The following is a 24,557-nucleotide window of genomic DNA, read 5'->3' as shown; positions in this document are numbered from 1 at the left end:
ACCACCTTCCGAGTTATGCCCCCAAGTGGGTGCTGTGCGGGACTAGACTGGAGCACATTGTTGTGTTCTTGGTAACTCACAGAACTGCAACAGCAGCCGTGACACACGTTGGAGCCCACCCGCCGGGTGGAATTCCCCGTCACCGCGCCCGCGCTTGCGGGCAGTGGCCGGGAGTTTTCCCGTGGAGGCAGAGGGTGTCGCGGTTATGAAAAAAGAACATCTTTATTCATCAATCCACATCTCAAAGGGGAGTAGGTCCACCAAGTGACTGACACCAAGCCCGCCGCACCGGGCGCCCTTCCCGCCGACTTCGATGGCACTTATGATGCCTGGTACAAGGCGGTGGCCGGGGTTTTCGCCCGCGTGCAGAAGAAGGATGTCGCCGATGTGCCGCTCGACATCTGGAAGAAACTGATCAAGACCACCTACGACGGGATCGACGTTCGTCCGTTGTACACCCGCCGCGACGAGCTGGCCGAGGCTAGCGTCCCGGGCAAGTTCCCGTACTTGCGTGGCACCCGTTCCGCAGATTCTGAGGCTGCCGGCTGGGGCGTTGCTGAGACTTTCGGGTCCACTGGCGATGTGAAGGCCGCGAACGCCCTGTTGCTGGGTGCTTTGACCAATGGTGCAACCGACATCATCATCGACCTGGAAAACGGTCTTAAAGCTTCCGACCTTCAGGCTTTGCTCGAGGGCGTCTACCTCGACCTGGCTCCGATTCGTTTGAAGGCCGGCGCAGATGTCGCCGAGGCCGCCCAGGCGCTGTACGACTTGGTCGATGCTGCCGGCGCAGCCGACAAGTCCGTCATCGAACTGCAGGCAGCCCCGCTGACCGCTGGTTTTGACGACTCCGCCACCGTCAGCCTGGACGAAGCCATTGCATTGGCCAAGGCCGCCAAGGATCGTGCCGGATCCGTGCGCGCCATCACCGTCGATGCGGTGTCGCTGTCCAACCAGGGTGCCACCGACGCCGAAGAAGTTGGTTTCGCACTTGCGGCAGCTGTGGAGTACCTCCGCAAGCTCACCGACGCTGGCTTGAGCGTGAAGGAAGCTGCACACCAGCTGTCCTTCCGCTATGCCGCTACCGACGACCAATTTGCCCAGATCGCGAAATTCCGCGTTGCCCGCGCACTGTGGGCGCGCGTGTGCGAGGTCGTCGGCGACACCGAAGACGCCGTCGCCCCGCAGCATGCCGTCACCGCTCCGGTGATGTTTAGCCAGCGCGACCCCTGGGTCAACATGCTCCGCAGCACCGTGGCAGCATTCGCCGCTGGTGTTGGTGGCGCCTCCGACGTTGAGGTTTTGCCTTTCGACGCCGCCGTCAAGGGGGGTCTGCCCGGCACCAGCCGCGGTTTCGCCCACCGCATCGCCCGCAACACCAACCTGCTGCTCCTGGAGGAGTCGCACCTCGGCCACGTCATCGACCCGGCCGGCGGCTCCTACTTCGTGGAAGCACTGACCGACGAGCTCGCCGACAAGGCGTGGGCTGTGTTCACCGACGTTGAGGCCAAGGGTGGCTTCATCGCCGCCACCGAAGATGGCACCATCCAGTCCATCCTCGACAAGTCCTACGAGGCGCAGCGCAACGACATTGCCCACCGCGTCAAGAAGGTCACCGGCATCAACGAGTTCCCGAACTTGTCTGAAAAGCCGCTGCCCGCCGACCTGCGGGTAGAGCCGGCCGGTGTGCGCCGCTGGGCTGCAGAGTTCGAGGCACTGCGCAACCGTTCGGATGCTTTCCTCGAGGCCAAGGGCACCCGCCCCCAGGCCGGCCTGATTCCGCTCGGCCCGCTGGCTAAGCACAACGTCCGCACCGGTTTCGCCACCAACCTGCTGGCCTCCGGCGGCATCGAAGCCCTCAACCCGGGCCAGGTCGTTCCGGGCACCCCGGAATTCGACGAGGCAGCCAAGGCCGCCGACATCGCCGTGATCTGCGGTACCGACGCCGAGTACGCCGAAAGCGGCGAAGAAGCCGTCAAGGCTCTGCGCGCCGCTGGCGTTAAACACGTCCTGCTCGCAGGAGCACCGAAGTCCTTCGAAGGCGCAGCAAACGCCCCGGATGACTACCTCAACCTCAAGATCGACGCCGCCGCAACGCTGGCTGATCTGCTGACCACGTTGGGAGCGTAGGAATCTAATGACCACCATCCCGAATTTCTCTGACGTCAGCCGCGCAAGCGAAGCCGCCGCTGACACCCAGGCCACCACCTCCACCGACGTCTGGGCAACCCCCGAAGGCATCGACGTCAAGCGGGTCTACACCCGCGAGGACCGCAACGCCGCCCTGGAAGCCACCGAGGAACGCCCCGCGCACCCGCTGGATTCCTTCCCCGGCATGCCCCCGTTCATGCGTGGCCCGTACCCCACCATGTACACCAACCAGCCGTGGACCATCCGCCAGTACGCCGGCTTCTCCACCGCTGCGGAATCCAACGCCTTCTACCGCCGCAACCTGGCCGCCGGCCAGAAGGGCCTGTCGGTCGCATTCGACCTGGCAACCCACCGCGGCTACGACTCCGACAACGAACGCGTCGTCGGTGACGTCGGCATGGCCGGTGTGGCCATCGACTCCATCCTGGACATGCGCCAGCTGTTCGAAGGCATCGACCTGGGCAGCGTGTCCGTGTCGATGACCATGAACGGCGCCGTGCTGCCGGTGCTGGCGCTCTACATCGTCGCCGCCGAAGAACAGGGTGTGACCCCGGACCGCCTCGCAGGCACCATTCAGAACGACATTCTGAAGGAGTTCATGGTCCGTAACACCTACATCTACCCGCCGAAGCCGTCGATGCGCATCATCTCCAACATCTTCGAGTACACCTCGATGATGATGCCGCGCTTCAACTCCATTTCGATCTCCGGCTACCACATCCAGGAAGCCGGCGCGACCGCCGACCTGGAGCTCGCCTACACCCTCGCCGACGGTGTGGAGTACATCCGCGCCGGTAAGGAAGTGGGCCTGGACGTCGACAAGTTCGCCCCGCGCCTGTCCTTCTTCTGGGGCATTTCGATGTACACCTTCATGGAGATCGCCAAGCTGCGTGCCGGCCGTCTGCTGTGGAGCGAACTGGTCGCCAAGTTCGACCCCAAGAACAAGAAGTCCCAGTCGCTGCGTACCCACTCCCAGACCTCCGGCTGGTCCCTGACCGCCCAGGACGTCTTCAACAACGTGCCGCGTACCTGCATCGAAGCCATGGCCGCCACCCAGGGCCACACCCAGTCGCTGCACACCAACGCCCTCGACGAGGCGCTGGCCCTGCCGACCGACTTCTCCGCACGTATCGCCCGTAACACCCAGCTGCTGCTGCAGCAGGAGTCCGGCACCGTCCGCCCCGTCGACCCGTGGGCTGGTTCCTACTACATCGAGTGGCTGACCAACGAGCTGGCCAACCGTGCCCGCAAGCACATCGAAGAGGTCGAGGCAGCCGGCGGTATGGCCCAGGCCACCATCGAAGGCATTCCGAAGCTACGCATCGAGGAATCCGCAGCCCGCACCCAGGCCCGCATCGACTCCGGCCGCCAGGCCCTGATCGGCGTCAACAAGTACGTCGTCGAGGAAGACGAGCAGATCGAGGTCCTCAAGGTCGACAACACCAAGGTGCGCCACGAGCAGCTAGAAAAGCTCAAGCAGCTGCGCGCCGAGCGTGACGAGGCCGCAGTGCAGGAAGCTCTCGACAAGCTCACCGAGGCTGCCAAGCTCACCGAGCGCACCCCCGGCGACCTGGAAACCAACCTGCTGAAGCTGTCCGTGGACGCCGCCCGCGCCAAGGCCACCGTCGGCGAAATCTCCTACGCCCTGGAGAAGGTCTTTGGCCGCCACGAGGCGGAAATCCGCACCCTGTCCGGCGTGTACAAGGACGAGGTTGCCAAGGAGGGAACCGTGTCGAACGTCTCCAAGGCCATCGCCATGGCCGACGCCTTCGAAGCTGAGGAAGGTCGCCGCCCGCGTATCTTCATCGCCAAGATGGGCCAGGACGGCCACGACCGTGGCCAGAAGGTCGTCGCATCCGCCTACGCCGACCTCGGCATGGACGTCGATGTGGGACCGCTGTTCCAAACCCCCGCAGAGGCAGCACGCTCCGCTGTCGACGCCGACGTACACGTCGTCGGCGTGTCCTCCCTCGCTGCCGGCCACCTCACCCTGGTGCCCGCGCTGAAGGAGGAGCTGGCAAAGCTTGGTCGCGAAGACATCATGATCGTCGTCGGCGGTGTGATCCCGCCGGGTGACTTCCAGGAGCTCTACGATGACGGCGCAGCCGCCATCTACCCGCCTGGCACCGTCATCGCGGACTCCGCCATCGACATGATGACGAAGCTTGCCGCCAACCTCGGTTTCGACCTCGAGGTTCCGGAAGAGGCCTAACCTGCCTCGACCACTGGCCCACCCTCGTTTAGCGCGGGTGGGCCATCTGGCCCCGAATTTCGCCCAAGAAATCCGGATGGGTACTGCGCGCCAAAGCACAGCCCAGCTATGCGGTGAAGCAATATTTCACCGCATAGTGGCCACTATTACTGATTTTCATCACTCCAGACTTGAAACTTTTTGACCTGGCTCGCCCTCGGCGCCAGTCAAGGGTTTCATGCACACCGTTCACCCCAGGGGCATAGCTGACCTGCTCGCCCTTGTAGGGGATGACCACCCGCGACAGTTGCGAAGGATCGTGAGTAACCATGAGCGTCGACAACGAATACCTTGAACACCACCTCGGTTCCCTGATGACCACCGCAGGAACTGACTTAGGCAGTTCCACCGCTGTCGCGCCGGAAGTCGTGAAGAAGGCCCGGCGCCGCATTGATGTCGACGAATTGTTTGACGGCGTCCGTGCAGGCGATCGCACCAAGATCTCTCGCGCTATCACGCTGCTTGAGTCCAACGCTGCCGCCCACCGGGTGCTCGCCCAAGAACTGCTGGTTCGTCTCCTACCGTTTAGCGGAAACGCTCTGCGCGTCGGCATTACCGGCGTACCGGGTGTTGGTAAGTCGACCTTCATCGAAGCGCTCGGCATGAAACTCATCGGCGAGGGCCACAAGGTCGCGGTGCTCGCCATCGACCCGTCCTCGACGAAGACACGCGGTTCCATTCTGGGCGATAAGACCCGTATGGCGAAGTTGTCTGCCGAAGACGACGCATTCATCCGCCCCTCGCCCTCCGCCGGAACTTTGGGTGGTGTCGCCAAAGCCACCCGCGAATCCATGGTGGTGTTTGAAGCCGCCGGCTATGACACCATCCTGGTCGAAACGGTCGGCGTCGGACAGTCAGAGGTTGCGGTGTCCAACATGGTCGACTGCTTCACCTTCCTGGCTCTCGCCGGCGCGGGCGACCAACTGCAGGGCATCAAAAAGGGTGTGCTCGAGATGGCCGACCTGGTGGCCATTAACAAAGCCGACGGGCCGAACCTGAAAAACGCCAAGCGGGCCGCCCGCGAACTTGCCGCCGCCATGCGCATGGTGCGCAGTGAGGATTCCTTGTGGCACCCGCCGACCATCACTATGAGCGCCCTGGAGCACGAGGGCGTTGACGAGTTTTGGAACACCGTCACCGAGCATCACCAGAAGATGCTGGAATCCGGCCGATTTGAGCACAACCGTCGCGAACAGCAGGTTGGCTGGATGTGGTCGATGGTTCACGAAACGATTCTGCAACGCCTGAACACTAACGAGGATGTCCGCACCGTGCGGGAATTGGTGGAGGATCAGTTGCGCCATGGGCAAATTACCCCAACGCTAGCTGCAGAACGCGTACTTGCTGCCTTCGATGGAGTCGAGGTTCCAGCAACCAGCATCACCAGCGAAAAATAACCTCACAAAGCCTCGGCCAGCCCCAAGCTTTTTCAAAGGGGCGCCGAGGCTGTGCTCATTAGTGATTACGCCACATCCCAGGACCGGATGGCGATGCGGTTTGCTCAACAGCCATATAGGCCCCGGTATTCGAATCTTTCCACCGCGATTGCAGCCCTTTAGCCCCATAGGACAGGCGTCGGTGCAGCCATTCTGCCGGCCCTGGCAGGCGCCAATATTCCAGCAAAGCCGCACATGCGAGCGTCAGCAGCCACACCCCAACCGCAATCACTGTTGCCTCCGCTGCGCCCATTCCCCGGCCTAGCTTCAACGCCGAGTACGGGGAGACCACCAGTAGGCACACCACAGACTGCATTAAATAGCCGCTGAGCGAACGCTTACCCAGGGCGATCATCGGCACCAGAAAAGCAGGCGGGCGCCATGGCTGGTTGTTGTCGGCAGCGCGTTGCGCGGAGGTTTGTAGCGGCGTGCATGCCAAAACAACCGCAGCAACGATGCCTGGTCCTGTCCACATTCCAATGACGTGATTGACGAAGTCCCAATCAACTGGGCTGGACAAAACCCCGATCGCTTGCAACCCCATGGGAAGTCCCACCCCGGCCATGATGGCCACAGCTAGCCCGACTGCGGCCCACATCCAGCGCCGGTAGCGCGCTGGCTGCGTCATCATGCGCAGTCGGCCGGCGACAAATCCGAGTACAAAGACCGGAAAAAGGGGGAGTGCGGCAACAGGAACGAGGAGGAAGATGAAAGGAACCGAGGCGAGTCCGAGGACCAAAGATTCGAGATAGCTTGATTCGAAGAACTCGTTGGGGTTCATCGACAAGGAGGTTTCCCCGGTCGGTGAAGTCACATCGGCGGCGATGACCATCAGGGTGAAAACTAGACCCAGGGCCGCGAAGACGCCCGCGATGACCAGAAGCGTTTTGTTCCTCAAGTGCAGCATGGTGGCGAACACGATCACGATCGCCGCGTAGGGCAAAAGGATGTCGCCGAAAAACAGGGCCACCATGTGTGCGATACCGAATGCCCCGAGCCAGGCATAGCGGCGCAGAATGATCCCGCGCGCCTCATCGAGGGGATAGCCTCGGGTCCACAGGGACCCTGCGACCATTGCGACACCGTAGCCCAGTAGGAAGGTAAACATGGGCAACCCGCGCACGTGAACGAAGATTGCGCCGAAGACAATGGCCACTTTGTCCCAGATGCTGTTGTCTACGACGCCGCCGAATGTTTGTCCTAAGCCTGGGGTGGCTAGCCAAATTGTGGTCACGTTGGCAATGGCGATGCCCAACAAGGTCAGACCACGGGCGATGTCGGGGGCTATGAGACGGTGGGCGGTTGCGTGGTGAACCTTCAGTGCGCCAGTACGTGGGCGATGTGCCGTATGTTGAGGTTGCGTCATGATTGCTCTCCTTCGGCGCCGGTTGCTTCTTCATCAAGACCCAGCACATGGTTGATGCAATCGGAGTCCCATTGGCCACCGCGATCGTCCACACACTCCTGGACACTGGAGAAAAAGATCCAGCCGAGCGCCACCAGTAGCAGTAACCAAAACACCCACAGCACTGCTGCCGCCACACCCAACCATTTCGCTGTCGTGATTTTGGTTCGGGCGGCGTAGACCGGTGCCAAAGTGGGGGAGATAGCCCGGGCACGATAGACGAAAATGAAGGTCGCGACAATCAGCGGGAGCCCAGCTAGTAGAGTCAGCGGGGACAGACCGAGAAAAACCGCAACGCCCGCGCAAGTCACGGCCAGGGTTGCCGGTAAGTTCCTAGCCCCACGGGCTCCCTCGTAACCGTAGGCGCCTGGTTGGGGCGGGAGATACTGGCTGCGTATGTGGTGGGGTTGCTGCACGGGTTTCCTCTACATGCGTCGAGCTTTACGTGTGTGACAGGATACCGTCGTCGCGGCGAATCTAAAGCTATTTGGGGGTGGTTTTACCCGGCGCCAGCAATAAATAGTGCTTGGGCTAGGTGTTGGGTGCAATCGTCGACGATGCTCACCAATCGCATCAGGCGGGTAACTGGCGGCTGCCAGGAATCGTCAACGATGTCAGCCCAGGATTCCGGGGTGAGGCTTGTGGCATAGGCGACGGTGGCGCGCAGGCACTTATCGACGTATTCGACAAGCACTGCGGCGTTTCGGGGCCTAATCGCGTGAACCTGAGCGGGGGTGTGGCCATAACCCATGGTGTCGCCCAGCGGGCCTAAATCAAGGATGGGGGAGAAGTTGGTCCAGATTTGCGGCTGGCCGGAGATATCCGAAAGCTGCATATCCATTTGCCGGCCGGCATGCCACAGCAACCAGCCCACATGATTGACGTGGTTGCCCAGGGTGGCATCCAGCTGCTCATCGCGAAGCGTTGCGAGCTGCCGTAGTTGTTCTATTGCCCGGCTGCAAAATTCGGCGAAAATGCGGGCATGGAGATCTGCATTTTCTACTCCATCCCAGGTGACGGGCTGCCAGCATTGCGGTTGAGAAGCGGTCATGCCCCCAATATAAAGCACCGCTAGATCGTGGTCGGCGCTGCTATCCCGCTCATTATCGACTCGTTGTTTAGGGGCGATTGCCTAAATCACGGCGTTCAATGATCCGGCGATAAAAGGTGCTCAGAGTCTCGATATCGTCGGAGCTTAGGTCGCTAAAAATCATGGATTTCACCAGATCGGCATGGCCTGGTGCTGCAGCACTGAGCCTTTCGGCTCCAAGATCAGTGAGCGATACCAGGATCCCGCGGCCGTCTTCGGCACAGGTTTTCTTGTCCACGAGGCCGCGTTTTTCCATACGCCGGATTAGGTGAGAGCACCGGGAGCGATCCCATCCCAAGTAGGTTCCAATTTGATTAAGGCGGAGCGTGGTCTCGGGGGCTTCACTGAGGCGAACGAGTACTGAATACTCGCTGCTGCCCAGCTCGGAATCCGTGTGGAGTTGTTCGTCAATACGGCGAAAGATGACCGCATGCGCATCCAGGAGCAGTCGCCACATTCGTTGCTGTTCTGGGGTGAGCCAATGAGTGTCGGTCATGTTTTCAACCCTAGCGGATGGGGGAGGAGGCTTTGGTTAGGCGCTGCCGCTAGGAGCAATAACCTGCATTTTTTCGAAGCATGTACGGGCCATCACCACATTAGTTGACAGGTCAACTAGATTGGCCCTAATATGTGTGACACGTCAATAACTGGTTGGCCTTGAATCCAGAATCCCGAAAGGAAACACAATGACCACCTACACCATGGACCAATCCCACTCCAGCATCGGCTTCACCGCACGCCACGCCATGATTACCAAGGTTCGCGGGCAGTTCACCGACTACGAAGCCACTGTCAACGTCGACGACAGCAACCAGGCAACCATCAACGCCACCATCCAAACCGCAAGCATCAACACTGGAAACGCCGACCGCGATAACCACGTTAAGGGGGAGGACTTCTTTGATGTGGCACAGTTCCCCACCATGACGTTCGTTGCACAGATGCCCGCACCGAGCTCAACCACCGGCAACACCAAGATCGCCGGCGAGCTCACCATCAAAGGCGTCACCAAGCCTGTCGAGCTCGACGTTGAATTCCTAGGCGAATCGGAAGACCCTTTCGGAAACGTCCGCCAAGGCTTCGAAGCAACAACGAGCATTAACCGCACCGACTTCGGCATCGACTTCAACGCGCCCCTGAAAACCGGCGGCGTGCTCATCAGTGAGAAAATTGGGATTGAAATCTCTGGCTCCGCCATCAAGCAGAGCTAAGACCTGGATAAAAGTCCCACCCGTCATCTAATCATTGAAATGCTCCCCGTTTACCGAACCGAGAAATCGGACAGCAAGCGGGGAGCATTCTGCATGACCCAAACAAACTAACAGGCCAACAGTAAAGAAAGGGGGATATGCAAAAAGTGGTGCGACATTGTTACTAACAATGTCGCACCACTTCGAATGTGCCCGAGGGGGTGTGAAGTTCGGGGACATATCTGACACCGCCCACCAGCACAACCCCCCACACAACCCCCCACATGTCCCTAGACATACCTAACACAACCAGCACCAAACATATTTGACACATGTCTCGGGACATATCTGACACAACCACGTTGCCAAGCCACAACGATGGCAACCATGAACATCCCCCAAAAACCCCGACGCAACACCACATACAACCGCAACAAAGCCATCATCGTCAGGCACCGCAACGGCCAATCCGTCACCGCCATCGCCAAAGCGCTCAACCTCAGCCGCCAAACCATCTACACCATTCTCCGCGCCTACGAACAACACGGCGAACAAGGACTCAAACCACAATCCACACGCCCCCACACCAGCCCGCAACGCACCACCCCCACCACCATCACACGCATCATCAATCTGCGCCGCACACTGACACAGCAAGGCCTTGACGCAGGCCCCGAAACCATCCGCTGGCACCTAATCCAACAAGGACACCACGCGCCCGCGGCATCCACCATCCACCGCATCCTCACCAAAGAAGGCCTCGTCACCCCACACCCCAAACGCCGCCCCAAAAGCAGCTACATACGCTTCCAAGCGGAACTACCCAACGAATGCTGGCAACTCGACGTCACCGAATACCCCCTCAAAGACGGCACAAAAGCTGAAATCCTCGACTGTATCGACGACTACTCACGCCTCATCATCGGCGCACAGGCCTACCCCGTAGTCACCGGCCCCATCGTCGTCGCCTTCGTCACACGCGCCTTCGACACCTACGGCCTACCGCAATCCACCCTCACCGACAACGGCATGGTCTTCACATCCCGACTAACCGGCAGCCCCGGCACCCGCAACGGATTCGAGCAACTGCTGTACAAACACCACATCAAGCAGAAAAACGGCCGCCCGGGACACCTCCAAACCCAAGGCAAAATCGAACGCTGGCACCAAACATTCAAAAAAGCACTCAAAGCCAAACCACCAGCGGAAACCATCGAGCAACTGCAGCACCAAATCGATGAAGTCGTCGAGGAATACAACACCCGACGACCCCACAAATCCCTCGGCCGAACAATCCCCATGAAGGTTTACACCAGCGCCCCCAAAGCCGTCCCCGACCCCACCTACGACCCCGACACCGACCACAGAATCCGCACCGACATCGTCGACGCATCAGGCAAATGCACACTACGCCACGCAGGTAAACTCCTCAAACTCGGCATCGGAAGATCCTGGCGACACACCCCCATCACCATCATCATCGCCGACCAAGACACGACCGTTGTCGAAACATCAACAGGCACCATCATCGCGCGCCACAGCCTCGACCCAACCAAGCAGTACCAAACTCCCTACGAGAAGTACCCACCCCCACCCGGCCGGCCGATACCTGGCCCGAAAAAACCAAAAAACCCGGGCTATAGGACAAAAAGTGTGTCTGTAAGTATGTTTTTTCAAGTGCTGACCTGCGATAAAGGCGTTTTTCATCTCCTGACAAGGAGCTAAACCAGCCTCAGGTCAAATATCCCCGTTTTTCAAACAACATGTGGTATGCGGGGTAAATGCCAACATCACCTACTTGCCCCATCTGCCAATCACCCACAAAGAAAAACGGCTCAACCAGCAAAAACCGCCAACGATGGCGCTGCAAACACTGCGGACACTCCTTCACACAAACAAATACAGCCCACACACAACTCGTTCGCTTCACACTGTTTTTGTCCTGGGTCCAATCCACCCAATCACTGGCAGACTTCGCCCGCCACCACCAACTCAGCCGACGCACACTACAACGCTGGTTCGAACCTTTCTGGCTCATCCCCATCCCCACCCCCACAGGCGACAACAACTACGACGAACAAGTCTTTATCGACGCCACCTACTTCAACAAACAGCAATGCCTGCTCATCGCATCAACCACCAACAAAGTACTGACCTGGCACTGGTCACACAGCGAAAACACCCGGGCATACCAACACCTCCTCCACCGAATCCAACGCCCCCGACTGATCACCACAGATGGGTGCAATGCCGCACTATCAGCAATCAACGACGTCTTCCCAAACGATCCAGCCACCCCACAAGCCCACACCCACATCCAACGCTGCCTGATCCACATCAAACGCAACGTCCAGCGATACGTCACAACACGCCCCCAATCCAACTGCGGCAAAGCCCTACGCGCCCTATCGCTAAAACTGCTGAAAGTCACCAACAACCAACAAGCAGCACAATGGGTCACTCTCTTTCACCAGGTCAGCAACCAATACCGCGACTGGCTGGATGAAAAAACCTACATCGACAGCTGCCCCAAAGTGCTTATCCCCAACAACAAAAGGAAAAACAAGCACTACTGGTACACCCACGACCGTGCACGCAGCGCCCACCGCATCCTGATGGAACAAACCCGGCGAAACCACCTGTTCGCCTTCATCGAACAATCCATCGCGGTCATCGGCACAGACACCGACAGCCCCAACACCATCTACGAGGCGATCTACCAATCCAGCACCAACAGCCTAGAAGGCGGCATCAACAGCCCCTTGAAAGCACTGCTGCACGCACACAGAGGACTACCCGCAGAACGCCAAAGAAAACTCTGCGAATGGTGGCTGCTAAGCAGAACGAAAAAGCCTGGCGACCTCATAGAAATCGCCAGGCAACACGACTTCGGGACTAACCAACTCGCCAAAGTTAAAACAGCCACCGAAGCACTAACCGACAGCAACCCCACTGGAGCTCCTGCCGAATACGACACCGGTATCGACACCGGCTACACCCACTCTATAGGAATCCGAAAAGGCCAACCCCGCTAAAACCGGACACACTTTTTGTCCTATATCCACGACACGCCGTGCAGACACACATTTTGTCCTATAGCCCGCGAATGGTGGCTGCTAAGCAGAACGAAAAAGCCTGGCGACCTCATAGAAATCGCCAGGCAACACGACTTCGGGACTAACCAACTCGCCAAAGTTAAAACAGCCACCGAAGCACTAACCGACAGCAACCCCACTGGAGCTCCTGCCGAATACGACACCGGTATCGACACCGGCTACACCCACTCTATAGGAATCCGAAAAGGCCAACCCCGCTAAAACCGGACACACTTTTTGTCCTATATCCACGACACGCCGTGCAGACACACTTTTTGTCCTATAGCCCAAAAACCCGCCCCCACAACGAACGAGGCAGGCCTAAACCAAAAACCAGAAAAAAAGAATGTCTCGGGACACGCTGTCAAGCATGTCCCGAGACATCACAATGTGCCCGAGGGGGGACTTGAACCCCCACGTCCGTTAATAGGACACTAGCACCTCAAGCTAGCGCGTCTGCCATTCCGCCACCCGGGCTGGGTGTTTAAGCCTTTCGGCTTGGCACTTGCACTACTGTAGTCAACAGCCCCTAGAGAAAACAAATCTGCAGTTAGGGGCACGTTTTCCCCTGATTGCAACACTGTAATTCGTGTACTGTGTTGCCTATGACCACGCCCACCACGGAGAAATTAAAGAAACCGCCGCGGGCTCCATGGAATTGGATCGCTCCCCAGGAGGTTCCAGAGGATACGCACGTCGCGGTGGATGTTGCACACACGCCGAAAAAAGCAACCATCGCGGCAGCTTTTAGCTACCCACGGACCGTTGCGTGGGTTTTTGTTGCGCAATTGGTGCCCGTCATTTCCATTGCAATTTCAAAACTGCTGGGCAAAGCGACTGACACTATCTTCGAGCCCGGGCACAGCACCCTCATCGCCGCACTGCTCGCGGTCCTGTTTTTCCTTTTTGTCGCACAGTGGGTTTTCGAATCCATCCTGGAAAACTTCAATGGCTTGGCCATTCAACGCCTACGCCACGCTATGCGCGTGGACCTGCTCAAAAAGGTTGCTTCTGGCGGCGAGATGAAGAAAACCCCCGGCGAGGTACTCAATACACTCGACCAGGACACGGAAACAGCGGCGATGATTAAGTTTGCTTTCAGCTTTCCGCTGTCAATGCTGGTGACCTTGATCGCCGCTATCGCCGTGATTACCCCTATTGATTGGCGCTTATCCCTGATGGTTCTCGTCGGGGGACTAGCGACAATGCTTGCTTCCAAACTCACAGCGGCACCAGTGCGCGAGGTTTCTAAGCTTCGTCGCGCCAAAGAAGCCAAAACAACTGCATTGGCAACCGACTACGCCCAGGGTGTGCGGGTCATCAAAGGCTTGGGCGCAACACAATTTACGTCGCAAAGATTCGATCAAGCCGCCGATGAAGCGTTAGAAGCGATGATCAAAGACGTTAAGGTCGGCGCCTGGGCGTCTTTGGTTCGACAGGTCGTACCCGGAACCGCGAGTGCTGCGGTGTTAGCGGTAACGGCGTGGATGGCGTTTTCGGGGACCATTAGCCCCGGCGAGATGGTCACTGTTTCCATGATCGTGCCACCGTCTTTTTCCGCAATGGGTATTTCTTTGGGTCTTCTGACCGACACCTGGGCGCGGGCGACGGCAAGCATGGAACGCATCATTGCTTTTGAAAAATCCATCCCGTTGGAGACCCGCCATCAGTTTTCGCCAGCAGTTCTGGCAGCAGCTGGTGACATCGTCTCTGAGCCGGGGCTCGTGGTGCTCGCACCGACTACACCAGCGGAATTTTCCGGCGCCCGCGCTCTCGCCGAAGCTGTGGCGGCAGCTGATGGTGCATTGGCTTCTCCACATGCGGTGAGCATTTTCGAAGGCTCGCTGCAAGACAACATCAACCCGGTTGGGGCCATTGATCCCGCCACGGTTGCTGCCGCTTTGGAAGCCGCGCAATGTGGCGATATCGTCCGCAGGCTGGGCGGTTTTGGCGCTGATGGTTCCCTGCCAACAACCCCGATCGGCGAGGCAGGCTTGAACCTGTCTGGTGGCCAACGCCAACGCTTAGCTCTGGCACGCATCATCGCCATGGATCCTCCTGTGATGGTTCTCGATGAGCCAACCAACGGGCTAGACGCCGTGACGTTGAATAACGTCGCCCAAGCGGTTGCTGCCTCCCGTGCGACACGAAGCACGGTGGTGATTTCTACTTCGCGACTGTGGGCCACTGCAGCAAACCGGGTGCTGAGTGGATATGAGTTATCGCGCTATGCAACCGGCGAAGCAGACGCCAAAGATCAACAGGGAAAGGTGGTGTAACGGCCGATGACGTCGAAGGCTCATCCTTCCACGAGTAGCGATGCGGATAGCTTGCCTGACGCATTGGCTCCGGCCTCTTTGAGGCAGAGCCTGCGTTTTCTTTCCTCGATGCCGCATGCGCCGCGGTGGGCAACTCACGCGAGTTTGGCTTTCGCTTTCGGTGTGACTTTGGTGTCGCTGATTGGTTCAGCCTGGTTGACGGGCCGACTCGTCGATGTTTTCCAAGGGGGTTCGCTCCCCTTGCTCGGCACGGGCGAAAAAGCCGTGATCGGCGCGATTATCGTGCTTGCGGTGTCTTACGTTGCGGATCAATTGGGGCGCACCCTCGGACGCTATGTCATCTCTTTGAATTTGCGCCAAATAAGTGTGGATCTTCGTCAAGCTTGTCTGAAGGCTACGTTGGCAGCTCCCATCCCACGCATCATGGAGTTGGGAACCGGCAACGTGATGACGCGCCTGACCAAAGACATCGATGACTTCGTCAACACCATGGGCAACATGGCGTTCAGGGTCGCCCTTGCCGTCTTGATGTTTCCGGCATCATTGTTTGCCCTCGGAGCCATTGATCTACGACTCTTGATACCTTTCGTTGTACTAGTGGCTTTGGTGTGGGTGCCCGTAAAGCGAAATACTGCATTGTTGCCCCAGGCAGCAAACGTTGTGGCAAGCCGCGAAGGCCAAATGAACAATATTCTTTTGGACTCCATCAGGGCATTGCCCACCATCAAGTCCCTCGGACTGCATCAGTGGGCGCATAAGCGCCTGCAAAGCTCGTCCTGGCGCGCCGTGCGGGCTCGTCTATATACCGCGCCAATTTTTGCTCGCCTCATTGGCTATGCCTACGTCATCTACGGTGGCTACCTCATGAGCGTGATCGCCCTGGCAGGATTTTTAACCTACAGGGGCATCATGACTCCTGGGCAGGCTACTGCGGCGGTGATGGTGGTTATGCGCATGGAAATGCCGATCTTTAATGCGGTGTTAATGCTTGGTCGTGTTCAAGAAGCCTTTACTAGCCTCGGTCGAGCCGTATCCCTTGCCAAGATCTCTGAAGGCGCGGTGACGTCCACAACGGCAGACATCACTCAGGCGCCGGAAGTTATCGTCGACCATGTGACCTTCGGCTACCAAGATGGCCCGCCGATCATGGAGGACATCACCCTCACTTTTGCTGCGGGAACTACCACCGCGATTGTTGGTGCTTCTGGCGCGGGCAAATCAACGCTTGCCTCCATCATCGCTGGCATCAACGTTCCCACATCGGGAACTGTGCGCGTCGGTGACGTGGACACCGCAACTGTGAGCGACGAATGGACTGCCCGGCACGTGACTCTAATGAGCCAAGAAGTCCATATTTTCTCCGGAACTTTGCGCGACGATTTGTTACTGGCAAAGCCAGGCGCCTCCGACGAGCAACTGCTTTCCGCCCTCCACGCGGTTGGCCTGTCGAAAACTTCCGTGGACTTCATGAGGAACTTCCCCGAAGGACTTGATACTCGGGTAGGCACGGGCGCAGAAGATTTGCCGGCAGCAATTGAACAGCAGCTATCGCTGGCTCGCGTGCTGCTGGTGGATCCTCCCGTGCTGATTATGGATGAAGCAACCAGCGAGGCTGGGAGTGATGCTGCCAAGATGTTGGAATCCGCCGCGCAGGAGGCAACGAAGGGGCGCACGAGCATCGTGATTGCGCACCGGCTGGACCAGGCCGCTGGAGCGGATCGCATTATCGTCATGGATCAGGGGGCAGTCATCGAGGATGGCACCCATCAAGAATTGTTGGACGTTGGTGGCAGCTACGCCCGACTGTATTCAGCGTGGGCACATAGCGGCGATGCGCGGCCCGAAAGCGGGGGTGGGGAATAAAAGGTCGCCAATAATGTGACGGGGAACAATAAAATTCGTACAATGTGACCATGAGCACCGCATACAATGATCCCCGTTTTCCTGGCCCCGACCCATATGCCCCCTTGAAAGATTTGCCGGAATTCACCCTGACGTCCAGCGATCTCAGCAATGGTGAAAGAATTCCCGATGCTCACGCGGCACCGTCAAACATCAGCCCCCAGCTGTCGTGGAGCGATCTGCCCGAAGGCACGAAGTCCCTGGCGGTGACCTGCTTCGATCCGGATGCGCCGACCGCAGCTGGTTTCTGGCATTGGGCGGCTTTCAATATCCCAGCCGACGTCACCGAATTGCCAACCGGCGCCGGGGATCTCGCGGACATTGACGGCGCAGTCGTCCTCAAGGGCGACTCCGGCATGGCCGACTACTACGGCCCGCAGCCTCCTGCGGGGCACGGCCCGCACCGTTACCTGTTCGCCGTTCACGCCGTCGATGTGGACTCGCTCGATATCCCGGCAGATGCTACCCCCACCGTCTTGGGCTTTAATCTGTACTTCCACAGCATTGCCCGAACGATTCTGTGGGGCTGGTACGAAAACAACTAGGCATGGTTTACTCCCGACTGCAGTAGGGTCATACGCACCGTGAACTGCAGTCGGGTATCACTCTGCCTGCCCCAAAGACCCCACCTTCCATGGCGCATCCCTCAACCACGAAAAGTCGCAACATCCCTCATGACTGAAAAGCCTCAAGCTGTCCGTGTCCACCCAGCTATCCGCCTCGGCGGAGCTTTTATGGCTGTCGCAGTTGTGCTCGCCGTGATGGTGTTTATCGGTATGAGCACCCGCGGAATTTTTAGCACCGCCGAGATCAACCCCCGCCTACTGTGCATTGTGCTCGCCGCAGCCCTCATCGGGGCCTTTGCGCCCGCCGCTGCTGGACGCCGCGACTCCACCTCGCGCATCGTCGCGCTTTTCCTCGCGGTGGTGCTGGCTATCGGTAGCCGCTTCGTGCCGAATCCCACCTTCTATGTTGTTGAGCAGGGGTGGCTGGTCGCCTACGCCATCCTTTTCCTCCTGGCGAGCCTCATTTTGCGGCGGCAAACCATGAAGCCTTAAAGGCTGTCATCCCGCCAGTGGCCTAGGCATATAGACAAATTGGTTCTGCCCACCACGATGTGTTGAACGTGGTGGGCAGAACCTTAATTTTTTATTTCAGGCTTAAAGCTCGACGTATTCCAAGCCGCAGCCAACAGCCTCGCTGATGTTGCTCATGCCGTGGTGGCGAATCTGGGCGGCAATGCCGAGGTGAATGTCGCGAATCCAATCAGGGCCGCCGTAGATAAATCCGGTGTAGCCCTGCAGAAGGCTCGCGCCATGGGCGATGCGCTCCCACGCCTGCTGCGGGGTTTCGATACCGCCGACGCTGACCAGAACCAGCTGGTCACCAACTCGCGCATGCAGGCGCTTGAGAACCTCCAGGGAACGCTGCGCAACCGGACGGCCCGAAATGCCACCGGCCCCCATGCGCTCTACTTCGGCGGCCGGGGTGTTCAAGCCTTCGCGGCTGATGGTGGTGTTGGTGGCGACAATCCCGGCAAGTTCCAACTCGACGGCGAGATCTGCGACCGCGTCGATATCCTCGTCGCTGAGATCCGGGGCGATCTTGACCAACACCGGGGAGTCGGTCACAGACTTGACTTCCGCAAGAATCGGGCGCAGGGACTCCACTGCCTGAAGATCGCGCAATCCGGGAGTATTGGGGGAGGACACGTTGACCACGAGGTAGTCAGCGAGGTTGCCGAGAAGCGAGGCACTCCGGCGATAGTCATCGACGGCTTGTTCGGCGGGAACCACCTTGGTTTTGCCGATGTTGATACCGATGATGTCGTTGCTGGCCCGGCGCCGCAGGTTGGTTGCCACCGCCGCGGCACCCTTATTGTTAAAGCCCATGCGGTTCAAGATGGCCTTGTCCTTGGGCAGCCGAAACAGGCGCGGAGTGGGGTTTCCGGGCTGCGGGGAAGCGGTGACGGTACCCAGTTCGGCATAACCGAAGCCCACCGAAGTCCACGCGTCGGGCGCAGATGCGTTCTTATCGAACCCGGCAGCCAGCCCCATCGGGCGGGGGAAGGTGACGCCGAAAACTTCCTGCGTCAAGACCGGATCGTTGACGGGAACAACTTTGCCCAGCAGACGGTTGACCGGCGTCGCCAGGTTCAACAGCCCCAATCCGTCACTGATGATCTCGTGGATTCGCTCTGGCGGAAGGGTAAACATTCCCTTCAGAGCGGTGTTGTACAAAGCGGCGCGAATCGGGTGAGGCATACGTCGGCTCGACTTCCCTTGGAGTGTCGGTTATGAAGAAACAGGGGGCTGTGGAGATGGGGCGCGTTCACACGCGAGAACCCATCTAGGTTTCGTTGACAATGAGTGTAACCTCTGTGCAGTCAAAGCAAAGGCGCGATGTTGCGTCTGTATTGCTCTGCACAGGCAGGGGAGCACACCCGTAGTCTCGGGCTAGGTGACGTCCGTGGGGGACATGTCGGTGCGACCAAGATCCTTGATGGCGGCGTCAACATCGGCTGCCTTGATGACGGTCAGCGGACGATCACCATCTGCCCCGACAACCAGATCACCATCCACCACAGCCAACGACGTGGCGTTTGCGGGAGCATCCAGGCTGCCTACAACTTCGGGAACACCACTGCCGAAACGGTAGGCGGTGATCTTGTTATCGCCGGTGGTTGACACCCACCCGAGCTTACGCACGGCGTCGTAGGTGACCGCCCACGGACCCTCGCCAGTGTTTCCGACCTGGTGCAGGCGAATGACTGGTTCGACGGTGTAGACGAAAACCTGATTGCCGGGGGTGTTGGTGGCCAAGACCATGTTGTCGCCGCCGGGTGCCGTCGCCCCCACGCCAGTGCCAATCCTTAGGGCGGCACCAGGTTTACCGCTAGCGACCTTCACCCCCTGGATGACGGTTTCAGAAGCATTGATAGCGACGACCGCGTCACCATCGGCATCAGTGCCGTCTTCGTCGGTTTCTGTGGCGCGATCAGTGAAACTTGAGGCCGCAACAGCGACCAGCTGATCAACGGGGCGGTCGACGGTGGTACGCCCCACTTCCTCACCACTGTTTTCATCCAACGCAACCACGGTGGTGCTGGTCTTACCCGCTGCCAACACACGCCCGGCAGCAGTTTGGACTGCAGTAGTCACCGGAAAATCAACCGTTGCCAAAGGCTTAAGCTGCGTCGTGTTCGCATCAATCAGGAAAACTTCGCCTTGGGCATCACCCTCGGCGCAGGCGAGAACAAACGTGCCGGGCTTTGCCACGGAAGCGGTGGGGGCGCCGCAGCCGTCGGGAAGGGTTAGGGGAGAAAGCTTTCCAGCTTCCACCTCCGCGGCAGAGGCGATAGCGAGGTAACCGCCATTGCTGACCGCAACATCCTTGCCTGATGCAACGACGTGGTCGACAGTTTTGAGCGCGTCGTCGACAGCAACCGCGGCACCCGCCGGCTGCTCTTGCGGTGGCGAGGCAACCCGAGTGGCCAGCGTAAAATCAGCGGCCTCCAACCCTCCTGGAGCCTGGTTACAGGCAGAAACAATGCCAGCGAGGGGGAGAGCTAGCCCTGCGAAGATGAGCTTGCGACGGGAGGAAGACACACGCGAGTTTTTCACAAGGCACAAGCTTAGCTTGTCGACAAGCAACGGCACTGCTTGGGACCGGTTGGAACACGCCCCGCCACAGGGATCGTGACCACCAGTCTTTAAGAGCGCGAAATCTCGTCGAAAGCTTCCCGGATCGCTACGGGTAGCACCAGATTTTCCGACTCCAGATTCTCCTTGAGCTGTTCCACTGAGCGCGCACCAATGATGTAGGAAGTAACCCCCGGGGCGTCCCGCAACCAGGCGGCAGACACCATAGCGGCGCTGACTCCCAGGCCTTGCGCGGCGGTAGCAACCGCGTGCGTAATAGCGTCGGTCCGATCATCCAAATACCCATGCACCTCCGCAAGCCGCTGCGGGCTTGCACCCCGAGAACACTCGGGGATTGCATGCCGATATTTTCCAGTAAGCACCCCCTGGGCCAGCCCAGCCGCAGCAAAAAATCCCACCCCCAGGTGTGCTGTGGCGGGCAACAGTTCTTCTTCTGCACGCCGCACCAACAAGTTGTATTCACTCTGGGCCGCGACGATGGGTCGGGCAGAAGCAGCCGCATGATTAGCCGCAGCATGCGTCACCGCCAACTGCCAACCAGCATAAGAACGCACCCCCGCATACCGGGCGCGACCAGTGCGCACCGCATAATCCAACGTGTCGGCAACCTCCTCCGGCGACGTCCGCGGATCCCAAAACTCCACCGACCACAAATCCACAAAATCCGTGCCAATAGTGCTCAACGTTGCATCCAAACTGGCAATCAAATTCCGTCGCGAACAATCCACCCGCCGCCCCAACGGCTGAGTCGGATCAACCCCACTAGCAGTCGACAACACCACATCATCACGATCAGTGCTCGACAAAACACGCCCCAAAATATGCAACGCCGCACCCCCGTTATAGGAGGGCGCCACATCAATCAACGTGCCCCCATGATCCCGAAACAACGACACCTGCGCACGCGCCACATCCTCACCTGTCTGATCCCCCCACGTCACCGTCCCCAAACCCTGAGAACTGACTCGAAGTCCAGAATGTCCAACCGTGCGCTGCTTCATTGCCCACATGCTACCGGCGCACCCCACCAACACCACCACACCCACAGGGTGTGTCACACATCAACACCACAATTCCCTGTGAACTTCCCAGCAAACAGCCGGTCACACCCACCACCTGCGCCCCACTACTGGTAGCGTGCCAGGGGTGATTGATTCAAGCGTTCTCGCCGCTGCAGCCAACGAGCAGACCGTAACCTGGGGGCAAACGATCATGCTCTCCATCGTCCAGGGACTCACGGAATTCCTGCCGATCTCCTCCTCCGGACACCTGCGGATCATCTCCGAACTGCTCTACGGCAACGACGCCGGCGCATCCTTTACCGCCGTCGTCCAACTCGGCACCGAAGCTGCTGTGTTGGTGTATTTCTGGCGCGACATCGTGCGCATCATTACCGCCTGGTTCAAAGGCCTGAAAAACCCCGCCCTCCGAGACTTCGACTACCGCATGGGCTGGATGGTTATCGTCGGCACCCTGCCGGTATCCGTCATCGGGTTCCTCGCCAAAGACGCCATCCGCGAAGGGCTGCGCAACCTGTGGATCACCGCTGGCGTGCTCGTCGCATTCTCGGTCGTGTTCATCGCCGCCGAACGCTACGGCAAAAAGAAGCGCAGCTTCGACAAGCTCACCATGAAAGATGCCGTCGTCATGGGCTTCGCACAGTGCTTGGCCCTGATTCCAGGTGTGTCCCGATCCGGCGGCACCATCTCCGCCGGCCTATTTATGGGCTTAGAGCGCGAAGTCGCCGCCCGCTTCAGCTTCCTGCTGGCCATCCCCGCCGTGCTCGCCAGCGGACTATTCTCCCTCCCCGACGCCTTCAACCCTGAAGCCGGCCAGGCCGCCAGCGGCGCACAGCTGCTCGTCGGAACCGGTATCGCCTTCGCCTTCGGCTACGCCTCGATCGCCTGGCTGCTGAAATTCGTCTCCAACCACTCCTTCAGCTGGTTCGCCGCCTACCGCATCCCCGTCGGCCTCGCCGTCATGGGCCTGCTCGCCACCGGCATGCTCAACGCCACCTAACGCCCCACCCCAACCGCGTCGCAGTTCACAGACCACCTGCGGCGCGGTTTTCCCATACCCGCCACCGGATAAACCACCCGCCAATAAAGACCACCCCGGGGAATAGGCGTACTGTCTGGTGGCGTTAGCCTAAACAGGCGGCACCCCACACCACAGCCCGCCACCACACCACCGACCCCACACCACCGCCCCGAGGAGCGTGACGTACACCGTGAAGTCTTGGCCCCGCCCAGAAGTCCCCACCATCACCACCGCGGACTTTCAACTTCGCCTGTTCGACACCGCAGACCAAGTGATCAAACCAGTCCACATGCCCGCCACCGGGCCCGTTGGAATGTACGTCTGTGGCATCACCCCCTACGACGCCACCCACCTCGGACACGGCGCAACCTACCTCGCCTTCGACCTCATCCACCGCCTGCTTCTCGCCACCGGCCGCGACGTCACCTTCGTTCAAAACATCACCGACGTCGACGACCCACTTTTTGAACGCGCCGAACGCGACAACGTCGACTGGCGCCACCTCGGCACCAGCCAAATCGACCTATTCCGCTCCGACATGGAAAACCTGCGCGTCATCCCCCCGCAGCACTACATCGGCGTCCAAGAATCCATCGACGACGTCATCGACGTCGTCCAACAACTCCTCGACAACGGCGCAGCCTACATCGTCGACGACCCCGCACACCCCGACATTTACGCGCGCCGGGACGCCACACCGCAGTTCGGCTACGAGTCCAACTATGACGAGCAGACCATGGCGGAATTTTTCGCCGAACGCGGCGGGGATCCCACCCGCCCAGGCAAACACGACCCGCTGGATGCTTTGATCTGGAAAGCCCGCCGCGAAGGCGAACCCTGGTGGGACTCGCCCTTCGGGCAAGGCCGTCCCGGCTGGCACATCGAATGCGCCGCCATCGCCCGCCGTTTTTTGGGATCCACCTTTGCCATCCAGGGTGGTGGATCGGACCTGATTTTCCCGCACCACGAGTACTCAGCAGCGCACATCGAAGCCGCCTGCAATGAGCCTCGCATGGCCGGCCACTACGTCCACACCGGCATGATCTCCCTCGACGGAGTCAAAATGTCGAAGTCGTTGGGCAACCTCGTCTTCGTCTCCAAGCTCACCGAACAAGGCGCCCGCCCCTCCGCCATCAGGCTGGCAGTGTACGCCTCCCACTACCGCCAAAACCGAGACTTTTCCACCGCGGTTCTCGCACAAGCGGAATCCCGCCTGGACACCTGGATGCAGGCCGTACGGAGGGCAGACGATGACAGCGCAGCCCGCACCCTCATCGATACCGTCATCAAACACCTGGCCGAAGACCTCGATACGCCGGGCGCCATCGCCGCCGTCGATAGCTGGGCCGCAGGTATTGTGGGCGCCAAGGATGCATCCAACGCATCCACCGAACTCACCGGGCCAGGCGCACTCGTCGCCCAAGCCCTCGACGCCCTGATGGGAATCACCCTATGACCGACGTTCACGGAACCCCGACCATCGACGATCTGCACGGTTTCATTGGCGAGTTCATCTCCGATCTCACCACCTTCGCCAACGGCTCCTACCTCAAAGACGAGGAAAAGCAAGACTGGGATCAGCCCTTCGACACCGACGCGATTGCCGAAGTCGAACGCACCCTCACCGGCCTGGTAGACGCCGCCGAAGAACTGACCAGCCCCGTGGCAGCGCCGACGGTGTCCAAATTGATCGGCGCCGCCATCGACGAACTCGGCCGCATCAACGCCGTCTTTGGTGACGCAGTCATCGAACCCGAAGAAGAACAAGAACTGGCAGACTTCTTCACCTCCCTCGCCCGCCACCTCGGCCTCAGCGACAGCGAATGCGCGAACCTGCCCACCTTCGAACAATCCGACCCCTACGACGAAGACGACATCACTATCGAGTCGCTCTAAAACACCAGCCAATCCGCCCACCGTATACCCCGGTGGGCGGATTTTTTTCTACCCATCACGAGCCTGCCCACCCCACGCAGCGGGGGAGAACCCGCCACCCCTGACCGCACACCTGCAGCCTAAACCTCGCTATCGTTAGCCCCAACCCCGTCATTTCCCA

At 59.5% G+C, this 24,557-nt stretch carries 20 protein-coding genes, 1 tRNA gene and 1 pseudogene; 14 read left to right on the top strand and 8 right to left on the bottom strand.

Translation table 11 applies throughout. The annotated features are described in order from the left end of the window. Positions 1 to 264 precede the first annotated feature (264 nt). The 3 genes from CAQU_RS06335 (at position 265) to meaB (ending at position 5,799) form a co-directional block, all read left to right on the top strand. Positions 265 to 2,130 carry a methylmalonyl-CoA mutase family protein gene (locus tag CAQU_RS06335; protein WP_075726206.1) on the top strand — a complete coding sequence of 622 codons (1,866 nt, stop codon included), beginning with the start codon at positions 265 to 267 and terminating at the stop codon, positions 2,128 to 2,130. 7 nt (positions 2,131 to 2,137) lie between these two features. Further along, complete coding sequence (gene scpA, locus CAQU_RS06330; RefSeq protein ID WP_075726204.1) at positions 2,138 to 4,363, top strand: methylmalonyl-CoA mutase; 2,226 nt, start codon at positions 2,138 to 2,140, stop codon at positions 4,361 to 4,363. 308 nt (positions 4,364 to 4,671) lie between these two features. Further along, complete coding sequence (gene meaB / locus CAQU_RS06325) at positions 4,672 to 5,799, top strand: methylmalonyl Co-A mutase-associated GTPase MeaB (protein WP_075726202.1); 1,128 nt, start codon at positions 4,672 to 4,674, stop codon at positions 5,797 to 5,799. 58 nt (positions 5,800 to 5,857) lie between these two features. On the opposite strand, the gene CAQU_RS06320 is transcribed toward meaB, so the two are convergent. From CAQU_RS06320 to CAQU_RS06305, 4 genes are all read right to left on the bottom strand, one after another. Next, a complete protein-coding gene (locus tag CAQU_RS06320; RefSeq protein WP_075726200.1) occupies positions 5,858 to 7,204 on the bottom strand; it encodes a DUF418 domain-containing protein in 1,347 nt (448 codons plus the stop codon). After that, on the bottom strand, positions 7,201 to 7,554 hold the full coding sequence (locus tag CAQU_RS06315) for a hypothetical protein (RefSeq protein ID WP_075726198.1): 354 nt from the start codon (positions 7,552 to 7,554) through the stop codon (positions 7,201 to 7,203). Before CAQU_RS06315 ends, CAQU_RS06320 begins: the two co-directional genes overlap by 4 nt. 188 nt (positions 7,555 to 7,742) lie before the next feature. Continuing rightward, positions 7,743 to 8,294, bottom strand: coding sequence for a DinB family protein (locus tag CAQU_RS06310; RefSeq protein WP_084562844.1), 552 nt, complete (start codon positions 8,292 to 8,294; stop codon positions 7,743 to 7,745). Positions 8,295 to 8,361: 67 nt separating this feature from the next. Next, positions 8,362 to 8,829 carry a MarR family winged helix-turn-helix transcriptional regulator gene (locus tag CAQU_RS06305; RefSeq protein WP_075726196.1) on the bottom strand — a complete coding sequence of 156 codons (468 nt, stop codon included), beginning with the start codon at positions 8,827 to 8,829 and terminating at the stop codon, positions 8,362 to 8,364. Positions 8,830 to 9,019: 190 nt separating this feature from the next. Between CAQU_RS06305 and CAQU_RS06300 the strand changes: the two genes are divergently transcribed. From CAQU_RS06300 to CAQU_RS12635, 4 genes and pseudogenes are all read left to right on the top strand, one after another. Then, entirely contained in the window at positions 9,020 to 9,544 is a 525-nt protein-coding gene (locus tag CAQU_RS06300) for a YceI family protein (protein WP_075726194.1), read from the top strand. A gap of 366 nt (positions 9,545 to 9,910) precedes the next feature. Then, positions 9,911 to 11,248 carry an IS481 family transposase gene (locus CAQU_RS06295; protein ID WP_245797214.1) on the top strand — a complete coding sequence of 446 codons (1,338 nt, stop codon included), beginning with the start codon at positions 9,911 to 9,913 and terminating at the stop codon, positions 11,246 to 11,248. 56 nt (positions 11,249 to 11,304) lie between these two features. Then, a complete protein-coding gene (locus CAQU_RS06290) occupies positions 11,305 to 12,558 on the top strand; it encodes an IS1249 family transposase (protein WP_075726190.1) in 1,254 nt (417 codons plus the stop codon). A 69-nt stretch (positions 12,559 to 12,627) separates the two neighbouring features. Beyond that, a pseudogene (locus CAQU_RS12635) lies at positions 12,628 to 12,840 on the top strand (IS256 family transposase); the annotation flags it as partial. A gap of 169 nt (positions 12,841 to 13,009) precedes the next feature. Here the strand turns inward: CAQU_RS12635 and CAQU_RS06280 are convergent. Continuing rightward, positions 13,010 to 13,095, bottom strand: a tRNA-Leu gene (locus CAQU_RS06280). 128 nt (positions 13,096 to 13,223) lie between these two features. Here CAQU_RS06280 and CAQU_RS06275 point away from each other — a divergent pair. The 4 genes from CAQU_RS06275 to CAQU_RS06260 all read left to right on the top strand — a co-directional run bounded on the left by CAQU_RS06275 (position 13,224) and on the right by CAQU_RS06260 (position 17,857). After that, on the top strand, positions 13,224 to 14,897 hold the full coding sequence (locus tag CAQU_RS06275; RefSeq protein WP_084562840.1) for an ABC transporter transmembrane domain-containing protein: 1,674 nt from the start codon (positions 13,224 to 13,226) through the stop codon (positions 14,895 to 14,897). Between the two features lie 78 nt (positions 14,898 to 14,975). Beyond that, complete coding sequence (locus tag CAQU_RS06270; RefSeq protein ID WP_245797213.1) at positions 14,976 to 16,760, top strand: ABC transporter ATP-binding protein; 1,785 nt, start codon at positions 14,976 to 14,978, stop codon at positions 16,758 to 16,760. Positions 16,761 to 16,810: 50 nt separating this feature from the next. Beyond that, the gene (locus CAQU_RS06265) at positions 16,811 to 17,344 is read left to right on the top strand and encodes a YbhB/YbcL family Raf kinase inhibitor-like protein (RefSeq protein ID WP_075728467.1); all 534 of its coding nucleotides are present in this window, start codon (positions 16,811 to 16,813) and stop codon (positions 17,342 to 17,344) included. A gap of 129 nt (positions 17,345 to 17,473) precedes the next feature. After that, positions 17,474 to 17,857, top strand: a complete 384-nt coding sequence (locus tag CAQU_RS06260; RefSeq protein WP_075726184.1) for a hypothetical protein — start codon at positions 17,474 to 17,476, stop codon at positions 17,855 to 17,857. 102 nt (positions 17,858 to 17,959) lie between these two features. Here CAQU_RS06260 and CAQU_RS06255 read toward each other — a convergent pair whose 3' ends face one another. The 3 genes from CAQU_RS06255 to CAQU_RS06245 form a co-directional block, all read right to left on the bottom strand. Beyond that, entirely contained in the window at positions 17,960 to 19,063 is a 1,104-nt protein-coding gene (locus tag CAQU_RS06255; protein ID WP_075726182.1) for a quinone-dependent dihydroorotate dehydrogenase, read from the bottom strand. Positions 19,064 to 19,255: 192 nt separating this feature from the next. After that, a complete protein-coding gene (locus CAQU_RS06250) occupies positions 19,256 to 20,422 on the bottom strand; it encodes a YncE family protein (RefSeq protein WP_157108931.1) in 1,167 nt (388 codons plus the stop codon). Positions 20,423 to 20,511: 89 nt separating this feature from the next. Then, a complete protein-coding gene (locus CAQU_RS06245) occupies positions 20,512 to 21,462 on the bottom strand; it encodes an aldo/keto reductase (protein WP_075728465.1) in 951 nt (316 codons plus the stop codon). Positions 21,463 to 21,607: 145 nt separating this feature from the next. Here CAQU_RS06245 and CAQU_RS06240 point away from each other — a divergent pair, with 145 nt between their 5' ends. The 3 genes from CAQU_RS06240 to CAQU_RS06230 all read left to right on the top strand — a co-directional run bounded on the left by CAQU_RS06240 (position 21,608) and on the right by CAQU_RS06230 (position 24,397). Then, positions 21,608 to 22,480 carry an undecaprenyl-diphosphate phosphatase gene (locus CAQU_RS06240; protein WP_211276107.1) on the top strand — a complete coding sequence of 291 codons (873 nt, stop codon included), beginning with the start codon at positions 21,608 to 21,610 and terminating at the stop codon, positions 22,478 to 22,480. A gap of 211 nt (positions 22,481 to 22,691) precedes the next feature. Next, positions 22,692 to 23,957 carry a cysteine--1-D-myo-inosityl 2-amino-2-deoxy-alpha-D-glucopyranoside ligase gene (gene mshC, locus CAQU_RS06235; RefSeq protein ID WP_075726176.1) on the top strand — a complete coding sequence of 422 codons (1,266 nt, stop codon included), beginning with the start codon at positions 22,692 to 22,694 and terminating at the stop codon, positions 23,955 to 23,957. Continuing rightward, entirely contained in the window at positions 23,954 to 24,397 is a 444-nt protein-coding gene (locus CAQU_RS06230) for a hypothetical protein (protein ID WP_075726174.1), read from the top strand. The genes mshC and CAQU_RS06230 overlap by 4 nt, the downstream gene beginning before the upstream one ends. Positions 24,398 to 24,557: the final 160 nt, after the last annotated feature.

Source organism: Corynebacterium aquilae DSM 44791 (assembly GCF_001941445.1).
In the GTDB taxonomy this organism is placed as follows: domain Bacteria; phylum Actinomycetota; class Actinomycetes; order Mycobacteriales; family Mycobacteriaceae; genus Corynebacterium; species Corynebacterium aquilae.
The sequence above is the reverse complement of the archived record's forward strand: the minus strand, read 5'-3'. Positions and strand labels throughout refer to the sequence as shown.

Coding starts and splice junctions, on each gene's coding strand:
- CAQU_RS06260 (WP_075726184.1), top strand. CDS start 17,474: ATGACTGAAAAGCCTCAAGCTGTCCGTGTCCACCCAGCTATCCGCCTC.
- scpA (WP_075726204.1), top strand. CDS start 2,138: ATGACCACCATCCCGAATTTCTCTGACGTCAGCCGCGCAAGCGAAGCC.
- CAQU_RS06290 (WP_075726190.1), top strand. CDS start 11,305: ATGCCAACATCACCTACTTGCCCCATCTGCCAATCACCCACAAAGAAA.
- CAQU_RS06275 (WP_084562840.1), top strand. CDS start 13,224: ATGACCACGCCCACCACGGAGAAATTAAAGAAACCGCCGCGGGCTCCA.
- CAQU_RS06295 (WP_245797214.1), top strand. CDS start 9,911: ATGAACATCCCCCAAAAACCCCGACGCAACACCACATACAACCGCAAC.
- CAQU_RS06300 (WP_075726194.1), top strand. CDS start 9,020: ATGACCACCTACACCATGGACCAATCCCACTCCAGCATCGGCTTCACC.
- CAQU_RS06265 (WP_075728467.1), top strand. CDS start 16,811: ATGAGCACCGCATACAATGATCCCCGTTTTCCTGGCCCCGACCCATAT.
- CAQU_RS06320 (WP_075726200.1), bottom strand. CDS start 7,204: ATGACGCAACCTCAACATACGGCACATCGCCCACGTACTGGCGCACTG.
- CAQU_RS06230 (WP_075726174.1), top strand. CDS start 23,954: ATGACCGACGTTCACGGAACCCCGACCATCGACGATCTGCACGGTTTC.
- CAQU_RS06305 (WP_075726196.1), bottom strand. CDS start 8,829: ATGACCGACACTCATTGGCTCACCCCAGAACAGCAACGAATGTGGCGA.
- CAQU_RS06310 (WP_084562844.1), bottom strand. CDS start 8,294: ATGACCGCTTCTCAACCGCAATGCTGGCAGCCCGTCACCTGGGATGGA.
- meaB (WP_075726202.1), top strand. CDS start 4,672: ATGAGCGTCGACAACGAATACCTTGAACACCACCTCGGTTCCCTGATG.
- CAQU_RS06255 (WP_075726182.1), bottom strand. CDS start 19,063: ATGCCTCACCCGATTCGCGCCGCTTTGTACAACACCGCTCTGAAGGGA.
- CAQU_RS06245 (WP_075728465.1), bottom strand. CDS start 21,462: ATGAAGCAGCGCACGGTTGGACATTCTGGACTTCGAGTCAGTTCTCAG.